The organism is Pseudarthrobacter sp. PvP004 (genome assembly GCF_017876035.1).
GTDB lineage: Bacteria > Actinomycetota > Actinomycetes > Actinomycetales > Micrococcaceae > Arthrobacter > Arthrobacter aurescens_A.
Window position 1 is genome coordinate 1,966,479 of the sequence record NZ_JAGINL010000001.1, and the last position, 19,539, is coordinate 1,986,017.

General features: G+C 58.3%; 17 protein-coding genes. All 17 read right to left on the reverse strand.

Going from position 1 to position 19,539, the window contains the following annotated elements:
• Nucleotides 1–63: 63 nt before the first annotated feature.
• The 17 genes from J3A64_RS08855 to J3A64_RS24090 all read right to left on the reverse strand — a co-directional run bounded on the left by J3A64_RS08855 (nt 64) and on the right by J3A64_RS24090 (nt 19,412).
• A complete protein-coding gene (locus J3A64_RS08855) occupies nt 64–2,616 on the reverse strand; it encodes a bifunctional FO biosynthesis protein CofGH (protein ID WP_210064120.1) in 2,553 nt (850 codons plus the stop codon).
• Between the two features lie 38 nt (nt 2,617–2,654).
• The gene (cofD, locus tag J3A64_RS08860; protein ID WP_210064121.1) at nt 2,655–3,614 is read right to left on the reverse strand and encodes a 2-phospho-L-lactate transferase; all 960 of its coding nucleotides are present in this window, start codon (nt 3,612–3,614) and stop codon (nt 2,655–2,657) included.
• Between the two features lie 7 nt (nt 3,615–3,621).
• Nucleotides 3,622–4,431 (reverse strand): nitroreductase family protein, encoded by an 810-nt coding sequence (locus J3A64_RS08865; protein ID WP_210064122.1) that lies wholly within the window; start codon nt 4,429–4,431, stop codon nt 3,622–3,624.
• Between the two features lie 258 nt (nt 4,432–4,689).
• The gene (locus J3A64_RS08870; RefSeq protein WP_210064123.1) at nt 4,690–5,403 is read right to left on the reverse strand and encodes a CoA transferase subunit A; all 714 of its coding nucleotides are present in this window, start codon (nt 5,401–5,403) and stop codon (nt 4,690–4,692) included.
• A 57-nt stretch (nt 5,404–5,460) separates the two neighbouring features.
• Nucleotides 5,461–6,837 carry an aminotransferase class III-fold pyridoxal phosphate-dependent enzyme gene (locus J3A64_RS08875; protein ID WP_307807180.1) on the reverse strand — a complete coding sequence of 459 codons (1,377 nt, stop codon included), beginning with the start codon at nt 6,835–6,837 and terminating at the stop codon, nt 5,461–5,463.
• Between the two features lie 78 nt (nt 6,838–6,915).
• A complete protein-coding gene (locus J3A64_RS08880; RefSeq protein ID WP_210064124.1) occupies nt 6,916–7,281 on the reverse strand; it encodes a hypothetical protein in 366 nt (121 codons plus the stop codon).
• A 70-nt stretch (nt 7,282–7,351) separates the two neighbouring features.
• A complete protein-coding gene (locus tag J3A64_RS08885; RefSeq protein ID WP_210064125.1) occupies nt 7,352–7,831 on the reverse strand; it encodes a MaoC family dehydratase in 480 nt (159 codons plus the stop codon).
• Nucleotides 7,831–8,238, reverse strand: coding sequence for a RidA family protein (locus J3A64_RS08890; protein ID WP_210064126.1), 408 nt, complete (start codon nt 8,236–8,238; stop codon nt 7,831–7,833). Before J3A64_RS08890 ends, J3A64_RS08885 begins: the two co-directional genes overlap by 1 nt.
• Nucleotides 8,239–8,365: 127 nt before the next feature.
• Nucleotides 8,366–10,258, reverse strand: a complete 1,893-nt coding sequence (locus J3A64_RS08895; RefSeq protein ID WP_210064127.1) for an NAD(P)/FAD-dependent oxidoreductase — start codon at nt 10,256–10,258, stop codon at nt 8,366–8,368.
• Between the two features lie 467 nt (nt 10,259–10,725).
• Nucleotides 10,726–11,574 carry a transporter substrate-binding domain-containing protein gene (locus J3A64_RS08900; protein ID WP_210064128.1) on the reverse strand — a complete coding sequence of 283 codons (849 nt, stop codon included), beginning with the start codon at nt 11,572–11,574 and terminating at the stop codon, nt 10,726–10,728.
• 258 nt (nt 11,575–11,832) lie between these two features.
• Nucleotides 11,833–13,080: an aspartate aminotransferase family protein gene (locus J3A64_RS08905; RefSeq protein ID WP_210064129.1), complete on the reverse strand. Its 1,248-nt coding sequence runs from the start codon at nt 13,078–13,080 to the stop codon at nt 11,833–11,835.
• A 39-nt stretch (nt 13,081–13,119) separates the two neighbouring features.
• Nucleotides 13,120–13,878: an amino acid ABC transporter ATP-binding protein gene (locus tag J3A64_RS08910; protein WP_210064130.1), complete on the reverse strand. Its 759-nt coding sequence runs from the start codon at nt 13,876–13,878 to the stop codon at nt 13,120–13,122.
• Nucleotides 13,875–14,795 carry an amino acid ABC transporter permease gene (locus tag J3A64_RS08915; RefSeq protein WP_210064131.1) on the reverse strand — a complete coding sequence of 307 codons (921 nt, stop codon included), beginning with the start codon at nt 14,793–14,795 and terminating at the stop codon, nt 13,875–13,877. The genes J3A64_RS08910 and J3A64_RS08915 overlap by 4 nt, the downstream gene beginning before the upstream one ends.
• Nucleotides 14,796–14,849: 54 nt before the next feature.
• A complete protein-coding gene (locus J3A64_RS08920; protein ID WP_374100560.1) occupies nt 14,850–16,430 on the reverse strand; it encodes a class I adenylate-forming enzyme family protein in 1,581 nt (526 codons plus the stop codon).
• Nucleotides 16,431–16,683: 253 nt separating this feature from the next.
• Entirely contained in the window at nt 16,684–17,601 is a 918-nt protein-coding gene (locus J3A64_RS08925) for a LysR family transcriptional regulator (RefSeq protein WP_210064133.1), read from the reverse strand.
• Between the two features lie 69 nt (nt 17,602–17,670).
• Nucleotides 17,671–18,447: an enoyl-CoA hydratase/isomerase family protein gene (locus J3A64_RS08930; RefSeq protein ID WP_210064134.1), complete on the reverse strand. Its 777-nt coding sequence runs from the start codon at nt 18,445–18,447 to the stop codon at nt 17,671–17,673.
• Nucleotides 18,448–18,818: 371 nt separating this feature from the next.
• Entirely contained in the window at nt 18,819–19,412 is a 594-nt protein-coding gene (locus J3A64_RS24090; RefSeq protein WP_210064135.1) for a cupin domain-containing protein, read from the reverse strand.
• Between the last annotated feature and the right edge of the window lie 127 nt (nt 19,413–19,539).

Below are 19,539 nucleotides of genomic sequence, written 5' to 3' on the forward strand. Positions count from 1 at the left end.
CTGAATACACGTACCTCGGTGCTCTTCCGCTTTGCGGAACTGCGCGGTTGATGCCCTCCGTGCCTAGGAAATCCCAGCCAGCGGGGCTCGGGAACCGTACGTGGTTGTGCGTTCGACCACCGGACGTCCGATGCCGGCACCGATGGCAACAAGTTCCTCCACGGTTTTCGCAGACCCGTGCTCGGAACCGGCCATCCTCGAAATTGTCTCCTCCATGAGAGTGCCCCCAACGTCGTTTGCCCCTGCATTCAGCATCGCCTGCGTGCCAGTGGTTCCAAGCTTCACCCACGACGTCTGGATGTTGTTGATGCGGCCGTGCAACATAATCCTGGCCATGGCATGCACTGCCAGGTTGTCGCGGGGGGTGGGCCCTGGACGGGCAATGCCGGCCAGGTAAATCGGGGAGGAATTGTGAACAAACGGGAGCGGGACGAATTCCGTGAAACCTCCCGTTTCATCCTGTATCCGGGAGAGCACGCGTAGATGCTGGACCCAGTGCCGGGGGTGGTCAACGTGACCGTACATCATGGTTGACGATGACGGGATCCCTACCTTGTGGGCTGTGGTTATCACCTCGATCCAAGTGCTTGTGGGCAACTTGCCTTTGGTCAATACCCACCGGACATCATCATCCAAAATCTCGGCCGCCGTTCCTGGGATGGAATCGAGTCCCGCCTCCTTGGCGCGGATGAGGAACTCTCGGAAGGAGAGCCCCGTGCGGCTGGCTCCATTGACAATCTCCATAGGACTGAAGGCATGGACATGCATGCCAGGGACCCGGCGCTTTACAGCGCTTGCAAGATCAAAATATGCAGTGCCGGGCAGCTGAGGATCGATGCCGCCCTGCATGCAGACTTCCGTTGCCGCGAGCTTCCAGGCTTCTTCTGCCCTGTCAGCCACCTGTTCGAGGGACAATGAGTAGGCATCCGGGTCGGTGCGTCGCTGGGCGAACGCACAGAATCTGCACCCCACGTAGCAGACGTTGGTGAAGTTGATGTTCCGGTTCACCACATAAGTAACGTTCTCTCCAACTACCTCCCGACGCAGGTCGTCGGCCAGTTTCACCACCTGAGCCAGAAGATCACCTTCCGCCATCATCAAGGTCAACGCATGCTCGTCAGACAATTGCCCGGGGTTAGCTTCAGCGGCCCGCAGCGCAGCAACACCGTCACCACTCACCCGAGTCAGGGCGCCTTGAAGCGACTTAGGCAACGAGGTAGAGGCCGCGTGCTCTCCGACCGCGGACCAATCACCGTAGACATTCTGAAAATCACTTCGAACAGCAGCCCGGCGCCCTTCGGTGTCCACCGTTGCATGCAAATCGGTGCGGCCCAACCCCTCGAAGGCCAAGTCGGGCTCCTGCCAGGGCATGCCGATGGGGCGTCTGGTTCCACTGGTGATTGACCGGTGCACCAACCCCTCATGATCCATCAGGGCGCTGACATGCTTGGAGACCCTCGGATCGATCCAAGGTTCCCCCGTCAGAGCATATTCCGGTTGCGCGGCCAGACGGGCACGAAGTGTGAAGCCCGCTTGTTGCGTAACTTGCCTAAGCACATCAAGGGAAGGCCATGGTCGTTCGGGGTTTACGTGGTCGGGTGTAACCGGAGAGACCCCACCCCAGTCGTCGACTCCGGCGGCCAGCAATCGAGCGCATTGATCGACATCTACTAAATTGGGTGGGGCTTGAATCCGCATTTTCGGCCCCAGGACAATCCGCGCGACTGCTATCACTGCAAGGTACTCATCGACGCCGAGATCGGGCACGAGTTGCATCGCTGTTTTTGGTTTGGCCCTGAAGTTCTGAACAATGACCTCTTGGATGTGACCATACTCGCGAGCCACTTTCCGCAAAGCAAAGATGGTCTCGGCCCGTTCTTCGGTGGTTTCACCGATGCCTACCAACAGCCCCGTTGTAAACGGAATCGATAAGCGCCCGGCGTCCTCCAGAACACGCAAACGCAGCGCCGGGTCCTTGTCCGGTGATCCGAAGTGAGCGGCGCCCTTTGTCCTGTAAAGCCGCTCGGATGTGGTCTCCAGCATCATGCCCATGGACGCGCTGACAGGCTTCAACCGACCCATTTCTCCCCATGACATCACACCCGGGTTCAAGTGGGGCAGCAGCCCAGTCTCCTCAAGAACTCTGACCGCCATCGCCCGAACATAATCGAGGGTCGAATCATAGCCGTGCTCGTGGAGCCATGTGCTCGCTTCAGGCCAGCGGTCCTCTGGCCTGTCACCGAGGGTGAACAGTGCCTCTGTACATCCGGCCAGAGCGCCTTCCCTTGCAACTTTGACGATCTCGTCCGGTGACATGTAGGGTGCCCGGCCATTCCGGGCTGCCTGGTCAGGCGTCTCCACGAACGTGCAATAGTGACAGCGATCCCGGCACAATCTTGTGATCGGGATGAACACCTTTGGGGAGTAAGTGATCGATTTGGGGCGCCCTGCTTCGCGGAGGCCGGCGTCGCGAACCCGAGCCGCGGCCACGCAAAGCCTTTCCAACTCCCCATCGCGGGCGTCCAGAAGGGCAGTAGCCTCCGCCAAATCAAGCGAAGCACCCTTCTCCGCCCGGGTGAGGGCCCGGCGAACTTCTCGTACGTTTGCTGTGCTCATGGGCCAGTACTTTCAGCTAGTTCGTTCTGAACGAATTCCTATGTCCTTGCAAGCTCCGTCACTGCTCTGACGAGATCAGCAGTGGAGCTCGAATTAATGTGCGTCAACGTGGGGGCCACCACTGCCCTCATGCCGAGACCTTCAATGCTCGGCGCCTCGGTCTCGTCGACCTCGTCAACGATGAAGAAGTCGGCAAGACCCGCATAGAGCGACGCAGCAGCGTATGCAGTGTGAGGAAGTCCGACGGAAGCCATCAGACGCTCGCGTAGTTTTGCGCGGTGAGCGTCTCCAGGATTGATGAAAGGTGTACCTGACACGATGGGAGTCACGGCGACCACGGGAGCGCGCGAATCACTCATGACTGCACGGGTCTCACCAACCGAAAGGATGGGCAAGATACTGGCGATTGGGCTGCTTGGCCCCAGTATCACCAACGAGGCCGAATCAAGTGCTTCCAAGACTGCGGGCGGAGACTTTGCCAGCTCAATTCCGTTGTACCTGACCTCCCGGACAAGCGGTTCTGCCCGGTGCCGGACATGGAACTCCTGGAATGACGTCCAGTCTCCGCCCTGTTCGAGGATTTCTGTGCTGACTTCTTCATCGCACATCGGCAGAACCCGCGTGGTCACGCCATTCGCCCCGGCCAAGTGCGAGGTCACGTCTGTGAGTGACCTGCCCTCGGCCAGCATGCGGGTTCTGATGAGGTGTGTGGCAAGGTCGCGGTCCCCAAGGTTGAACCATACGTCTTCGCCCAGTTCGGCGAGCGACGACATCGCAGTAAACGATTCGTCCTGCAGGCCCCACCCGCGTTCCACATCCTGTTTGCCGGAGAGACCATAGATCACCGTGTCTATGTCGGGACACACACGCAGGCCGTAGTGCCAGAGGTCATCGGCAGTATTTACGACCAATGTCAGTGACTCCTGGCCGATCCCGTCGGCTAGGGAACGCCAAAGTCGCGTCGCTCCGATTCCGCCTCCGAAACACACAATGGACATCAGTTGCTTAGTCCTTCGTCATGGTGTTCTCACCGAAATCAAACATCTTGCTGAGGGCCTCGACTTCGGCTTTGCGCCAAGAGGCCGGCGCCGGTTCCTGGATCATTCCTGTTTCCTTAAGGTAGGAAAGAGTGGCCTCATCTTGCTCCAAAGGGTTTCCCCACGTGTGCTCGAAGAACAGCGTTTCAAACGGTGCCCGTGGACGCTGACCGCCGGCCTGGGCGTCCTCGGCGGGGTAGCCGACAAGTTGGAGCTGAGCGGGTGTCACGTCGTCGGGCAGGCCCAAAATGGGCTTCATCGCATCTCGATCTCCAGACGCGAGACACGAACCCAGCCCCTGATCGACGGCCGCCAAGACTGCACTTCCGATGCCGAGGCCAACTTCGATGGCACTGAGCCACTCCGCGAAGTGTCTGTCTCCCTTCATGACGTTGAACTCAGGTGTTTGCAAGACTCCCGAGTCCACCTTCTCCTCGGTCCAGCCCTGAGTTGAGTTCAGTGCTCCCACGTCAATAAGTTCCATGAGGAGATCGCGCATGTTGTTCCACGCACTCAGGTCGACGACCCAGACAATGATGACGGGAGCCAGCTGGGCCATCGTTTGGTTGTGCAGCGCATTGACGATCCCGTCAAAGATGTGGTCCGGAGTTTCGCCCCTCGTCAGCACCACCGCTTTACGAAGCTGATGGGTGTTGGCCTGCGAGCATTGAAGTCGGGCTGCTTCCAGGATGACCTGGATCTTTTGCTTCTCCACGGGCCGGTATGGCTTGTAGTAGCGGATCGCTCGCCTATCTCCGACAACCTGCTTGAAGTCCATTACGCTCCTCATTAGTTTTTGTTTGCTCACTGCCCTGTCCTTGATGCTTGTGCAGAATGAAATGCTGCAGGTGCACTTTCGGAACGGGGGTACTTTTGCAGTATTGTCGCTGCGTTTTTCCTTCGGTAGCCGGTCATTTGTCATGGAGTCATTCCCAAAATGCATGAGCCATGGGTACTGCCGGCCCCTGTCGTCGAGGAGCCGAAAATTGGGGAGTGACGCACCGTGCAGCTGAGCTGCGGCTACGGCCTTCATCGATCAGTCAGGCCCACGCACCGTAAGCCGGTGTACGAGCGTACCTGGCGTGTGCACAGAGTCCGGGTCAAGGTCCTCGGGCTCCACGAGTTCCTCAACTTCAGCAATCGTGACTCTGCTTGAAAGGGCGAAAAGATGGTTGAGTTCCCTGTCGGATTCACGGTGAATGAGGTTGCCGTGACGGTCCCCTTTCCACGCACTGATGAGGGCAAAATCCGTGGTGATGCCTCGTTCGAGGGTGTAGGCGGCGCCACAAATTCTACGGATGTCTTTACGCGGGGAGACTACAGACACCCCACCCGCGGTGTCGTGTTTCCACGGCCGGTCGCCTACCGATGTTTGTCTGACAGAAGCCTCTGGTGCATAAAATGCGCGGACTCCCTGCCCGCCGGCCCTAAGTCTGTGGACCAAGGTGTCACGTGAAGTAAGCTCGACCTCGAGTTCACCCCTGAGATATTTTTTGACGACCTCGGTGTTCTCTCCAACGTCTTGGGCCAAGACCCGCCTGACTTGGCCGTCAGAAATTAGTGGGTCGAGGACCCAACCGACCAGTCCCGAATAGTCGGAGACAAGTCTTAAGTCCCCAACGCCGGAATCGTGAAGAGCCTTAACGAGTGTGGAATCACCGCCCCAAAGGCCGAAGCCTCCGACAGCTATCGACGAGCCTGTCCAGACGTCCACTACCGCCGCGGCCGCGGTGGTCATCAGCCCGTCCATGCGGTCTTTCCTGTATTCAACGGAGGATTCCTGAAATGGACCGCGAGGAGCTGATGTCTAGGAGCCAAGGTAGTGCTCTACCGCCGAGACCACTGCTTCGACGCTAAGGAGTAGCTCGTCCAGTACGGCCTGATCCGCGACCAGGGGTGGGCAGAGCACGAGCATTGCACCGCCTCGATCATCCGCACGGGTCAGCAAGTTGACCCTCTTCATGGCAGCGGGTAGTACCTCTCGGGTTATGGATGCAGCCTCGAGTGCAGTCAGTTCCCTTCCGGTGTGTCGATCGCCGGTGAATTCAACGACGTAGAAGAAGCCAGTGCCCCGCCAGGCCTTCACGCACGCATGATTTTCGCGAATCTCGGTCAGTCCCTGCTGCAGCCTCGGTTGCTCATCACGTACGTGGCGAAGGATTCCTTCATCCCGCATGGCGGTCAGATTCGCAACGGTCACGGCTGAAGAGACCGGATGGCCGCCCCATGTAGTGCCGTGGGAAAACATCCCTGCCATCGGGGAGTCCATCAACGAGCGGACAAGATCATCACGGATGAGAACTCCACCGAAAGGGGCATATCCCGAGGTAACTCCCTTAGCAAAGGTGATGATGTCCGGATCCGCGCCAAATCTGGTGCTGCCAAACCATTCGCCCACTCGGCCGAAAGCCGTGATGACTTCATCGGCAATGAGAAGACATCCAATTCGGTCGCAGATGCTGCGTAGTTCCTGCCAGTAGCCCTCGGGCGGAACTAGCGCGCCGCCCGCATTCTGCACGGGTTCTGCGATGATGGCCGCGATTGTATCTGCGCCCTCCTCCTCGATGATCTGAAGAAGAGCCTGAAGGCTGGGAAGCTGCGCAGCGGACTCCCCTGCTCCGAGGCTGTCATTGTGGGTGTTCGGAAAATGACGGATACCCGGAAGGAGCGGGCCGAAGGGATCCTTAAAGCGCTCAATGCCCGTTACGCTGAGCGCCCCCATCGTCGTTCCGTGATAAGCCATGTCACGCGCAATGAATTTCACTCGGCGTCCGTCACCTTGGCTTAGGTGATACTGACGGCTGAACTTGAGTGCAGATTCCACGGCCTCCGAACCGGAGCTCACAAAGAACGTTGTGCCTAGGCCGGCTGGCCCGAGCTCGGAAATCAGGGTGGCTGCCTCCACCGCGGAAGGATGCGTGGCGGACCAGTTCGTCCAATAGGCCAGCTGCTGCATCTGGGCGGCTGCCGCAGCGACAATGTCCGACCGGCCGTGGCCCATGTTGACGCAGAACAATCCTGAAAGTCCATCCAGGTAACGGCGGCCGCTGTCGTCAAAGACGTAGGCCCCATCTCCTCGTACGATCACCGGCAGGGCCGCATCTTGCCACGTAGCCCGCCTTGTGAAGTGCGGGAGTAGATGTTCCCGGGCCTGCGCCCGGAGGTCTGCGGTGGAAATCGTCACGGTGCACGTCCTTTTCAGCAACTGGGTTCTGTCGGTTCTCTGGACGGTCTGGCAGACGGGTCTGCCAGGCCGGCTTCATCAGGCAGGGTTGGGGACAGCTGCGGTCACCGTCGCTTTTGTGACCACGTTGTCGCTCGAATCTTTGACTGTCACCGAGCAGGTAACTATCGTCCACTCGCCTTCGTCTTCGACGTTGACTACCTCACCTGAGATACGGTGCAGAGTGTCTGGGTAGGCCACCGATGTGAGCCGAAAGCTGACGGACCGCACCACAGAGCGGGCCCCCAGCGTCCGCGTGACGGCTTCCAGGCACCAATTTCCCAGCAGGAAGCCCGGAAGTATGACCCCGTTCCACCCCTGGGCTTTGCATAGCTCATCATCAAAGTGCACTTGATGTGCGAACCGGATAGCGGCGCTGTAAAGGGTGGATTGCACCCGGCTCACACTCCGTTCCAGCACATCTAGCGGCGCCCCCGGCTGATAGTCGGCGGGTGGCCCTGACTGGATACTGTAATCAGAAGCAAATCTGCTCGTAGCTTTCACGAATGACCACCTCTCCTTTCTGATCCGTGTAGATGGTTTCCCAAGTCACGACAACAAATGTCCGTCGCGATCCGGCCTTTTCTTCCATCGAGACAACGGTTTTTAGGCCCGAGAGACGGTCACCGATCTTCAGCGGACGGACCCATTGGACGGCGAGTGTTCCGCCCACCGACTGCCCAGTGCCGATGACCGGTCGGTTTTCGATCACGATCCCGTCCGAGGAGTACTTGTTCAGCGGCACATAGGGTCGGGCCGCTGCTTGATACAGCATCGGCGGGACAACACGCGAGGTGCCTGCCGCATCCGCTGAAGTGTCACTGACATAGGCGGGATGATCGTCCTCGGACGCGTAGACGTACTGTTGGACCATGGATTCGGTGATCTCGTCGCCGTTTACTTCGATTTGCCGCCCGATCCATTCGAGGGCGTCGCTGGTCAGCAGTGTCCCCATCAGCGTGCCTCCGCCGAAGGAGCTGCGTGAATGGATGTGTCGACGGAGCTTTCGGTTGGCCTCTTGCATGCGATGGCGTCAATTTCCACCAACAGGCCCGTGGGTAAGCCGACCGATATTGTTGACCGGGCGGGGTAGGGCTCTTCGAAGAACGCCCGGTAGGGCACATTCATCTGCTCCCAGTCACCCATTTCGGTCAAATAAACTGTAGTTCGTACAACATCTGCCCGATTCAGTCCGTGCCGGGACAGGGACTCTTCCAGATTTTGGAGTGCCAGGTCCATCTGGGCTTCAAGGCCGTCTTTCACGTGGCCGGATGCATCTCGGCCTATGTGGCCGGATGTAAACACCAGACCGTCCGTCTCCCGGGTTTTGCTGTACGGCGGCAGAGGTGCGTTTGTCGTCATGATTCTCCCCTTTCCTTTAGACCTGAGCGGTGGTCAGAAACGACCTGGGACGTTGCTGCTTTTCAGCATTGATTTCGAATGCCGGGGCTGCTTGTTTGTCGATGAGCTTTACTGATCCGCTCATGACTTAGGCCATGGATCTGGCGGGGTCCGGCAGGGTCTCCCCTGTATCGGTGCGGACAGTGCCGCCGTCGATAATGAAGTCGTCCATCCTTGGGGAACGAGTGCGCTCCCAAAATTCCAGCAACGTCCACGGATGGTTCGTGATGACGCGCCCGGTACTGTTCCGGAACCGGCTGACCAGACCAGGCTCAGTCCAAACCATCCGATTCAGTCGTTCGTCGATGGCCTCGTTGTACTCCCGAACGACTTCGGGCTTGACTTCGATCGACCGCTTGTCATCTTCGATCAGGGTCTTGAGACATGACAGGATGAAGCGTCCCTGGCCTTCAGACATGAAGGTTGCCCCGCCACCGTGCCCGATGGCTGTGTTTGGTCCCTGAAGGGCAAAAAGGTTCGGATAGTCGGCCATTGCCGTTCCCAGGTACGCGCGAAGATCATCATCGCTCCCGAACGTTTCGGCAAGCTTCTTTCCCTTGGCGCTGACCAGGTCAAGCGGCCAGAAATAGCGGGTGCCGTGGAACCCTGTCGCAAAGCCGATGACATCGACCGAGTAGTGATTGCCGTCCGCTGTCAAAATGCCCGTTTCATCCAGACCGACGATCTGATCATTGACGAGAGTGACATTGGGTTTCGTCAAGGCGTTGTACCACCCGTTGTCGACTACCAATCGCTTTGAGTACGGAGGATAGCTCGGTGTGACCTTTTCAATAAGATCCACGCGGTCGCCCAGTTCCCTGCGGATGTAAGCTGTGAGCTCCTCACGGACAGCATCATTTTCCGGACTCGGTTTCAGCCCCTCAGGGGTCTCCTGCAGGATCATGCGGCGGTGTTCCCTGTCGCCGAGCACAAAGTCGAGGTAGAACCGGTACCAGGCCAGATAATTGGGAAGGTTCCGGAGCAACCAGCGCTTCCCATCGCTCACTTCACCAATTTCGGTGGGTTTGCGTGGGCGCATCCAATGCGGGCTGCGGATGAAGATGAAAAGTTCCTCTGCAACCTGAGCGACGGTGCGGGTAACCTGCACTCCGCTGGAGCCGCTTCCGAGGATCGCTACCCGCTTGCCTTCCAGTTGGAGGTCATCCCGCCAGCGGGCCGTATGGAACGTTTCCCCGCCATAGATGTCGGAGCCCGGGAGGTCGGGGATTTTCGGCTGATTCAGCGAACCAACCGCGACAACCAGGACGTCCGTGCTCATCGTATGGGCGACTCCGTCCCGGTTGATGTCGAGTAGCCACTGAGACTTCTCTGCATCCCAAGTGCCCGTTTCGACCTTCACCCCGAACTGAATCCGATCCACTACCCCGCGCTTGAAGGCTGAATCGCGGATGTACTGAAGGATCTCGTCTCGTTTGACGTCATAGCGAGTCCAGTCGAGATTGGGTTCGACATCCCATGCGTATTGGAAGGCCTGCGTGTCCACGCCGCATTCGGGGTAGGTATTGTCGAACCAGATGCCGCCGAGTTCCTGGCTCATTTCGAGGATCTCGAAATCGATCCCTGCTTCCGCCAAGCTGAAGGCGAGACCCAGACCGCTCATGCCGGCACCGACGATAGTGACCTTGAGATTCCTGCGTTTCACGGCGGCCCGGTCAAAGGTCACCTTGCACCGTTCAGGGTTAAGGTGATGTTCTAGCTTCGCGATGAATGACCCATCGAGGCGTTCGTCGATGGCAGTCCGGGCGATGTGGAGAAGCGCCTGCGGATCGTTAATGACGTTTGTGCTCTTGAAGCCGTTGGATGCCAGACGCTCCAGTTCGGTTCCGGCTTCATCCAGGAACGCTTGGCCATCTTCGTCGATGTGTTGCTGTTGCCCTGCGCTCCAGCGACGCAGGCCGCACAGACGTGCGTCCTCTGCCCACTTCATGTCGCCTGTGATCTGTGAGAGCGCGGCTGCCAAGACTGTTGGCTCGCTGGCTCGTGCGGCTGAAACGAACTCTGATATTGGTGTCGGCATGAATGCCCTCCTGCCGTGTGGCACTGTATGGTTCCCGGCGTTCTCCAACCCTTAAGACCTGCGGGTTTGGCGTCCTAAAACGGGAAGTTCGGACGAAATCAGTATGGAAGCCCCACGGCACGGCCAGTAGACGCTGCGTTGCTATGCCTACATGCGCCAAATGCATGACCTGCCATGACGATGCCTGTGCAGCTGGACAGCCGGCATCAGGAAGGGCAGTCGGTGAGAGCCTATCCACCAACCGGAGGCGTGGCGTTTTCAGCTTCATCCTGGCAAGACGGGCAGATCCTCGGCCGCCCGCGTAGATGATTGAGGCGCCCCGTCGAAGGATCGCGTCAGGTTAACGGGCAAACGGAGCCAGCCCACTGGATGGGGGCTGGCTCCGTTTCAGTTATGGACGAGCCGGTAGACTAATTGGCTTCCGGGTCGATTTCCGACTTAGGAATAGCTGCGTCTTCCAGGCCGTACTTCTTGAGGATTTTGTCGTAGGTGCCGTTCTCGATCAGGGCGTTCATTGCTTTCATCATGGGTTCACGCAGATCGCTGTCCTTCTTCAAGGTGAAGCACTCAACAGTTGGGGCAAAGACTGGCCCGGTGACTTTCAGCCCACCGCTCTTGCCTACCGTGTAACTGCCGTTTGCCAGGGTCAGGGCAGCCGCGTCTACTCGCCCGCTCTTGACGGCAAGCTGGATGGCCCCCTGGTCCGGGAAGGTCATGATCTCGATGGGCGACTTACCGGCGTCTGTGCACTGCTTGCTAAAGTCTTGGAGGTACTTCAATGTGTACCCGCCGGTCACGTCTGCAATGGAGTGTCCACACATGTCCAAGGTGGTGTTACCAATCTCGGGTGCAGAGTCTTGGACAACGAGCTTGTAACCGTCTTTGAAATAGCTAACGAACGAGTATGTCTTTTTTCGTTCGGTGGTCGCGGACGCTGCCGGCGCCCATGAGTAGCTGCCTCGTGAGACGCCCAGAAGGCTCTCTTCGAACGTTGCATTCTTGGTTTCGAACTTCACCCCGAAGTAATCGCTGATTGCCTGGGCGAAGTCATAGTCGAAGCCGCTAACTTTGCCGGTTTCGTCCACGATGGAGTACGGCGGGTAATTGATGATGGGAACGGTGAAGCCGTCTGCGTACTTCGCCGGGAGACCGTTCTTTAGTTCTGTTTTCGAAGAAACGTCTTGGGGACTGCTGCAGCCCGCCAACGCCCCGACCGAGAGAACGGCTGCAAGGCCAATGGCCAACATCTTGTTCTTCATGAAGCTCCTCAAACCTGAGCTGAACTGCTTCAGCTAATTCTTCGGAGGTCGGTTCCCGACCTCTTGGCTCAATCATGCGAGCAACGCGGATGACTGGCTATACGCCATCTGACTATGCCCGCCATACCCAGAACGTATGACTTGGATCACAAAAAAGCTGATGCCTGCCCGGCCGCCCGCAGTGGACCATGCCATCCCGAGCCTTGGCCAACCGTACTGCTTACGACTGTCGATCCAAGGGGTTGGCGGGGCTAGCTATCAGGTAGCTAGGCGGGCAAAAGCCCGGTCATATCCTGTTGCAATCAATTCCAGCTGGATGTCAGTCAGCGCGGTGGAAAGGGCCACGAGTCCTCTGGGGGCAGCGAAGATGCCTTCGAGGAGCAGTGCCAAGTGCAGCGCGGCTACGTCCGTGGAGTCGGGCGTGACATGCGCAGCTTGGGTTGGTCTCATCTCCTGCAGGTGAACATGCATCATGGACCCAAAGCGGGTCACTGTAACGGGCAAGCCGTGGGCGCGGCCCGAGATTTCGATCTGATTGGCCAACTTCTCGGTGGACGCGTTCATGTTTTCAATCGCTGATTTGGTGAGGTGTTCAAGAGCAGTTAGGCCAGCACGGGCCGACACCAAATGACCGTTGAAGGTTCCAGAATGTGCGATTGCTCCGGGTTCGGACTGGTCGAGAATCCGAAGATGCTGGGCCGGTCCACCGACGGCTCCGATCGGATATCCGCCCCCAATCAATTTGGCCATGATCACGAGGTCAGCTTCCAGTCCGTACAACTCCGTCGCTCCTCCGTATGAAGCACGCAAAGTTTGGACTTCATCGGCTACAAGCAAAGCTCCTACCTTGTGAGTATGGCTCCGCAGCGCTCGGACAAATTCGCGGTCAGCCGGGATAACGCCCCCCACCCCCAGACACGGCTCAAACAGCACGGCTGCAATAGTGTCATCCAAGGCCGCTTCCAAAGCCGCGGCATCGTTGAAAGGCACCCTGATCACTTGCGGGTGGGGCCCACTAATAAGTGGAGCAGAACCGTGATAACCGCCTTCAAACAAGACCAAGCGGTCCCGGCCCGTCACTGCCTGTGCAATCCGGATGGCCAGCAAAGCAGCTTCGGTGCCCGAGTTCGTAAAGCGGATCTTCTCGGCAGTGGGGTGCCGCTCGATCAGGTGCTCTGCCAGGTCCAGCTGTGCCTCGTGAGGCGCAGGATAAACGATGCCCTCACTGGCCGCAGCTACGGCTGTATCAACTACTGGCCCAAAAGCATGCCCGTGAACCAAGGAAGTGTAATTATTCAGAATGTCAATGTAATTGTTGCCATCAGAATCAGTGATGATTGGACCGATCGCACTGGTGATACTGACCGGATACGGGGAATAGTACGTGATCGATCGTGTTTCGCCCCCTGGAAGTACCCGCTTGGCTCGTTCAATTAGCTTCTTCGAACGAGGGGTTCGGCCTTTGAACTCTCGGACCAAACCTTCGAAGCACCTCGCATTAACCATCCAGCATCCTCTTCTTCGTTCTAGGTCGTTACTTATGGCCTACAGGACCCGAGCCAGGAAGTCCTTCGTTCGGTCGACCTTTGGATTCGTGAGCATCTCCCGCGCGGGGCCCTCCTCGACGACAGCACCATCTGCCATAAACACCACACGGTCAGCGACCTCCCTGGCAAAACCCATCTCGTGGGTTACCACCACCATGGTCATGCCTTCCAGTGCCAGCTTCTTCATGGCTTCGAGCACTTCGCTCACCAGTTCGGGGTCCAGCGCTGACGTCGGTTCGTCAAACAGCATCACTTTTGGTCGCATGGCCAGGCTGCGGGCGATGGCGACGCGTTGCTGCTGCCCTCCGGAAAGGGAAGCCGGGTACGCATGGGCTTTGTCCGACAGGCCCACCAGGTCCAGAAGCTCGGTGGCATGGCGCTTCGCTTCAAGCTTTGACTGTTTCAGCACACCGACGGGTGCCTCGATGATGTTTTCGAGGACTGTCATGTGAGGGAATAGATTGAAGTGCTGAAAGACCATGCCAATATGCTGACGCTGCCGGGCGATCTTTCGCTTGGACAGCGCGTAAAGCTTTCCGTGTTGTTCGCGGAAACCGAGCAGCTCCCCCTCCAGGAATACTGCACCTGCCTCCAGCGGTTCCAGAAGGTTTAGGCAACGAAGCAATGTGCTCTTGCCGGCTCCGGAGGGTCCGAGAAGGCAGACGGTTTCACCTTTGGCCACGCTAAGGCTGACGTTGTCGAGAACGGTGTGGTGGTGGAATTGCTTGCTGATGGATCGGGCTTCTATAACGGTCATCGGTTTTTGCCTCCTGCAGCCTTTACGGTGGTGCCCAGTCGGGCGGTCCCGCGACCGAAGCGGCGTTCAAGCGCCCACTGGCCAACGGACATGATTGAAACGATGATGAGGTACCAAAGGGCGGCGACTACGAGCAGTGGCACGATCTGGTAATTGCTCGCGTAGATCTGCTGTACGGAGTAGAGCAGATCCGAAACGGCGATGAAGGCAACGAGGGACGTTGCTTTTAGAAGATTGATGGCGTCATTTGCGATGGGTGGAATAGCAATTCGCAGGGCTTGCGGAAGGACGATCCGCTGGAGCGTGCGAAGGTGCGTCATTCCCAAAGATTCTGCGGCCTCAATTTGTCCCTTGGGTACTGCCCGGATCGAGGTTCGGATGACTTCCGAGGTGTACGCGGACTGGTGCAAGACAAAGGCAACAACGGCCGCCCAGAAGGGATTTAGCAAGTCGCCGGATGACGCGGACCAGATGGGTGCCTGACCGGGTAGGCCGACTGAGACCTCCGGGTAGAGCAACGATACGTTGAACATGAGGACCAGAAGGACCAGGAGCGGAATTCCGCGGAAGAACCACACGAAAGCCCAGCTGATTGAACGCAGTACGACGTTAGGCGAGAGCCGCATGTTCGCGATGATTGTTGCCAGGATAAGAGCACCGATCATGGAAATGACCGTTAGTTCCAGCGTCAATCGCAGGCCGGCCACAACACGCTCCTGGAACATGAACTCAAGGATGACCGGCCAGTTCAACGCTTCGTTCTGGGACAAGCTCAGAATGATGGATCCCGCGATCAGCAAAGTCACTGCTGCGCCGATGAGCCGCCACACGTGGAATTGTCTGGCAATTGGCGGTATGTCCCGCTGGGGAGCCTTAGGGACGGATTCCTCTTGTGTTACACCAATGACATAACTCATATCTTGTACCTTCGGTTTTCTTGGTAGATGGCGTTCTGACACGTCACACCACCGCTATACACGGGTTGGGAGGCTGGGGGGAGCCAGGACTGTGATCCGCTGGCCGACGTCGGGATCGGAGAGCAGACTCCGCAGGACCTTTCCGCCAGCATTCATGGGTAGCTTCGAAAGGAAAACAGTGCTTTCCGGGATCTTTGCTCGGTTGAGTTTTTCGCCGCAGTGCCGTTTCAGGCTGTCGGCCAGTGTGGTTAGGTCTGAGTTCGGCCGGGGTACGACGAACGCCCTAACAGTTTGTCCAAGGACGGCGTCTTCCACGCCGACCACCGCGGCAGTCACCACGTCTGGGTGCTCCGCCAGCACATCTTCAATTTCCTTGGGGGCTATATTGAGGCCTCCGCGGATAATCATGTCGCCTGCCCGCCCTGAGACATGGATATTGCCCGCTTCGTCGACGAATCCAATGTCTTGGCTGTACACCCAACCTTCGCGGATGCGTTGCTGTGTTAGCTCAGGTTGGCCAAGGTAACCCAGCATCCGCGAAGGGCCGCGGAGCGTTATCTCACCGACCTCGCCGGGCGGGAGCGCGTCCCCCTCGGAATTCCTTGCAACGGCTTCGAATCCAGGGCAAATACGACCGGCTACGCCTCTGCCATGAGTCGATCCGGAAGGTTCCACGGCGGCCCCCGGGCATTCAGTCAGCCCGTAGGAGGCGAGCACGGGCGCTCCGGAAAGTGCTTGAAAATCTTTCATTACGGGATCGCTGACGGGAGCGCCGCCTGTGTAACTGACCCGGAGTGTAGAAAGGTCCACGTCGTTGCGCGTTTCCGCGTTCAGCATCATGACCATCATTGCTGGCACCATCGCCATGGTGGTCACACGCCATTCCTGAATTCGCCGCATGGCAATATCTGGCTTAAATCGTTCCATGAGCGCTAGGGTGGCGCCATTGAAAATTGCGGAGGCGGCCGTGTAGATGGATCCGTAGATGTTGTGGAATGGCAGGCACCCAAGGACAACATCGTCCGGGGTCAATTTCCACACCTCCGTATGGACTTTATGCAGTGCCAGAACGCTGGCGTCCGTGTGCAGGATGGTTTTTGGCTGACCGGTAGTGCCCGAACTGAACAATACGAGGCGGGCGCTGGGGGTTTCCACGAACCGGTTGTTGGGGGCATCGCCGCGGAGCTCCCGCTGCTGCCAAGGGCGAAGCATTGGCAGCTCGGCCGAAGAGTCTTGGATGAACCATGTCATCGACGGGTGTCCCGGTTGCGCGTCGTCGGCCAGTCCAAGCCGCTCCCAGGTTCCCGGTCGGGTCGAGAAAACCCATCCCGGCTGCGTGGCGGCCACATAGTGGTCATACTCTGCACGGGTACAGCCTGGATCAGCAAGAATGACAGTGGCATCAAGTTCCCGTACAGCCCAGTATGCCACGATGGATTCCACGCAGGAGTCGAGAAGCAGCAGCATCGGAGAGCCGCTGCCGACACCGTCAGCCTGAAGTGTCCGCGCCAGAGATAGGACCTCCGCTTCCAGTTCGCGCCATGTCATGGCAGCGCGGCTGTCTCGGACGGCGATGCGATCAGGCATTGCCAGGGCGTGAGCATGTAGCGCTTGCACGGCCGCGCTAGGCTCCACATACGATGAGCCTGGATGAGTGGTCTTCGAATTCTGGTTCAAGTTTGCTGCCTTTCCTCTTTTGGCCGGCTGTGCCGGCTCTGCGTCGGCAGTGAAGCCTCAACGCGGGGCCTGGGAACTGGATCTCGCGGGCCAAACCTTCAAAATCAGTCTCCGCGCCATGTGGGCCTCCTCACAAGGCCCCAGTTGTGCATGCGGGTCATACATCCTGGGCATGGGGCTGACGCTTCCACCACCCGCGAGCAATTGCTGCCTAGGCCGGTCGGCCTTTCCGTCGGTCATTGCGGATTGCGCCTAGGAAAAGCCCCACGGCCTCCTGCGAGAGGCTCGTGTTGTCTGTCCAGACAATTGTGAGCGGACGGCTAAGGGCTAAATCAGACACGGCAACCTGAACTAGGGTTCCACTGGCGAAGTCGTCAGCCAAAGCAATTGCAGCTAAGACAACCGGGCCCATTCCAGCGATCGCAGCTGACTTGAGTGCAGTGTTGGAAGCCAACTCGAGGCTTACTTTGATTTCGTGACCTGCTTCTGACATGGCTCGGTCCAGTGTGTCTCTAGTACCGGATCCCGGTTCACGAACAAGTAGCGGAGTTGCCGACAGATCAGCTGTCGTGATCACCAGCTGTTCCGCCCACGGATGGTCCGGGGCAACGGCAATGGCCAACCTATCGGTGCCGATCTGACGATGCCGCAGGTTCGTATGAACGTTGGGTGTCTCGATAAGGCCGACTTCCACTTTCCCGCTCTCGACGAGCTCCATGACCTCCAGCGAGTTACCAACGGAGAGAGAAACCGCGTTATTGGGGGATTCGTGGCGGAGCATCGCGAGCCAGTTCGATGCGTAGTGTTCGGCGATTGTCATGCTGGCTGCTGCTCGAAGCGAAGAGTTTCGTTGCCTGCTCAGTGCATCGACTGAATGACGAAAGTCTTCGGCAGCCCTCAACAGGGTTATCGACCAGTCAACTACCACGCGCCCAGCCGGAGTGAGTGTGGAGCCACGTGCACCGCGGTGCAGCAAACCGACCTTAAGGGTGCGTTCCAACGCCGCAATCCGGCGGCTCGCGCTTGGCTGCGCCACTCGGAGTTCGGCAGATGCCTGGCCGATACTGCCCGTCCGTGCGATGGTTACCAGCAGGTACAGATCATCAAGGTCAGGAATGTTGACGCGCATACCCAGCCCCTCTGCCCTGTGGACGTGGGGGAATGGCGTGTCCGCTTAATGGGGTTAGGTACCGCATGTTTAGGCCGAGAAGACCGGGCTGCGACGCTCAACAAAAGCCCGCAGGCCTTCCTCTACGTCTGGTCCCGTTCCTGCGACCATCCCTCGCCAAAACTCCATGGCATCTGCAGCAGGCACGCTCTGAGTCAGAGTCGTGCGAATAACCCGCTTAACTGACGCAACAGATGCTGGTGGCATATCTGCGATGATCTTGCCCATTTCGCAGGCGCGATCCACTAGTCTGCCGGCATCGACCAGCTCGCTGACGAAGCCATGCCGTTCTGCGCGCTCTGCGCTCAACGGAACGCCCAACATTAACACTTCAGTGGCAACTGCCGGTGGAAGCAAATGCGGAAGCATTGATAGTTGGCCTCCGATCGGCACTATGCCCAACTTGATTCCAGGAGACGCGAAACTGGCGTTGTGGGAGGCAATCCGCAAGTCGCTGGCGATGGCGAGGCAGAATCCGCCAGCGTACGCTGCCCCGTTTACAGCGCTAATGACGGGTTTCGAAATCATCGCCGGGACGATGAACTCTTTGATATTGGGCTCGCTGAACAGGACAGCGATGTCGCCTTCGAGTGCCTGCTTAAGGTCATGACCGGAAGTGAAAGCCTTCTCGCCAGCCCCCGTTAGCACGATGGCTCGGACGTCCTTGCGGGCATCGAGTTCGTGAAACAGCTCGAATAGTCTCGCTGACATTACGTCTGTGAGGGCATTGCGCTTCTCTTCCCGATCCATCGTCACAACGGCAGTGCTGCCGTCCACGATGTCGAGTCGGATCTGGCCGTCGCTCATATATTTCCCACTTTCAGATTGGCTAAGGGACCGGCCGGCGGGCTTGGCCAGACCCTCCAAGGCGCACGCATAAGTTGACGTCAGTCGCTTATCGGCTGACCCGAGTTCCGTGTGCGGCACTTTTAGCAGTGCGGTTCCCAGCGTGTCATCAGGATTCCAGCCCCGGTAGACGAATAACTGTCATGAGGACATGCTTGGAACGCATGAGCCTGCGGGATGGCAATAGTCAGTGTTTAGGAGCCCATAGGAGACGCAAGCAAAGAAGTCTGAGGACATCCTTATGGCACATCACACTGAACCCCTAGCCAGGTTTCCCCCGAAGGATCAGCATTCCACTGCGGGTGCGCACCAGAGCAACGGCGCCCGACCCGCTAGTTTCGCGGCGGGATGTCAATCCAGATGTACTGCGTCGGAGTATCTGCGACATTTTCCATGCGGTGCGGCACAGTGCTTGGGAACCAAATTGAATCCCCGGGATCCAAGAAGTGCACTTCATCCCCCAGTATGACTTTGAGGCGTCCAGACAACACGAAGCCCCATTCTTCTCCTTCATGTGTGAACGGCTCTTCTCCGAACCATCCCCCAACTTCATAGTGCCCGTAAATAGCCTCTATGGAATGCAGGTCAGTGGGAGAGGCCAATTCAAAACGGGTTCCTGACGCCGGACGTGTCCCTGAGGCAGGGTCAGCAACCCCTCCAAAGGGCACCCGGTCCACCGCCTTGACTACCCGTCCCATGGATTGTGCCTGAGGCGAAAAGAAGTATGTGATTGTGGTGCCCATGGCACTGGCAAGGCGTGTCAGGGTCGAAATCGATGGCTCAACCTTGCCCTTTTCCACATCAGAAACCAGCGAGGCGGAGACTCCGGCTTTGGCAGCCAGCCCCCGTATGCTGTATCGATGTTGGCTCCGGAGCTCGTGCAAACGTTGTCCCAGAGCGCTTTGGCTCTCCTGCTTGCTGTTCACTATGCCTCCACACCCTAGACCCGCTACCAGGGGATGGCACTTGTCCGGCCTCAGCGCACAAAAGGCAGAAGGCTCCCCCGACGATACCGTTCAACTCTGACACACTCCGCTAAAGGCCACCAGTGTT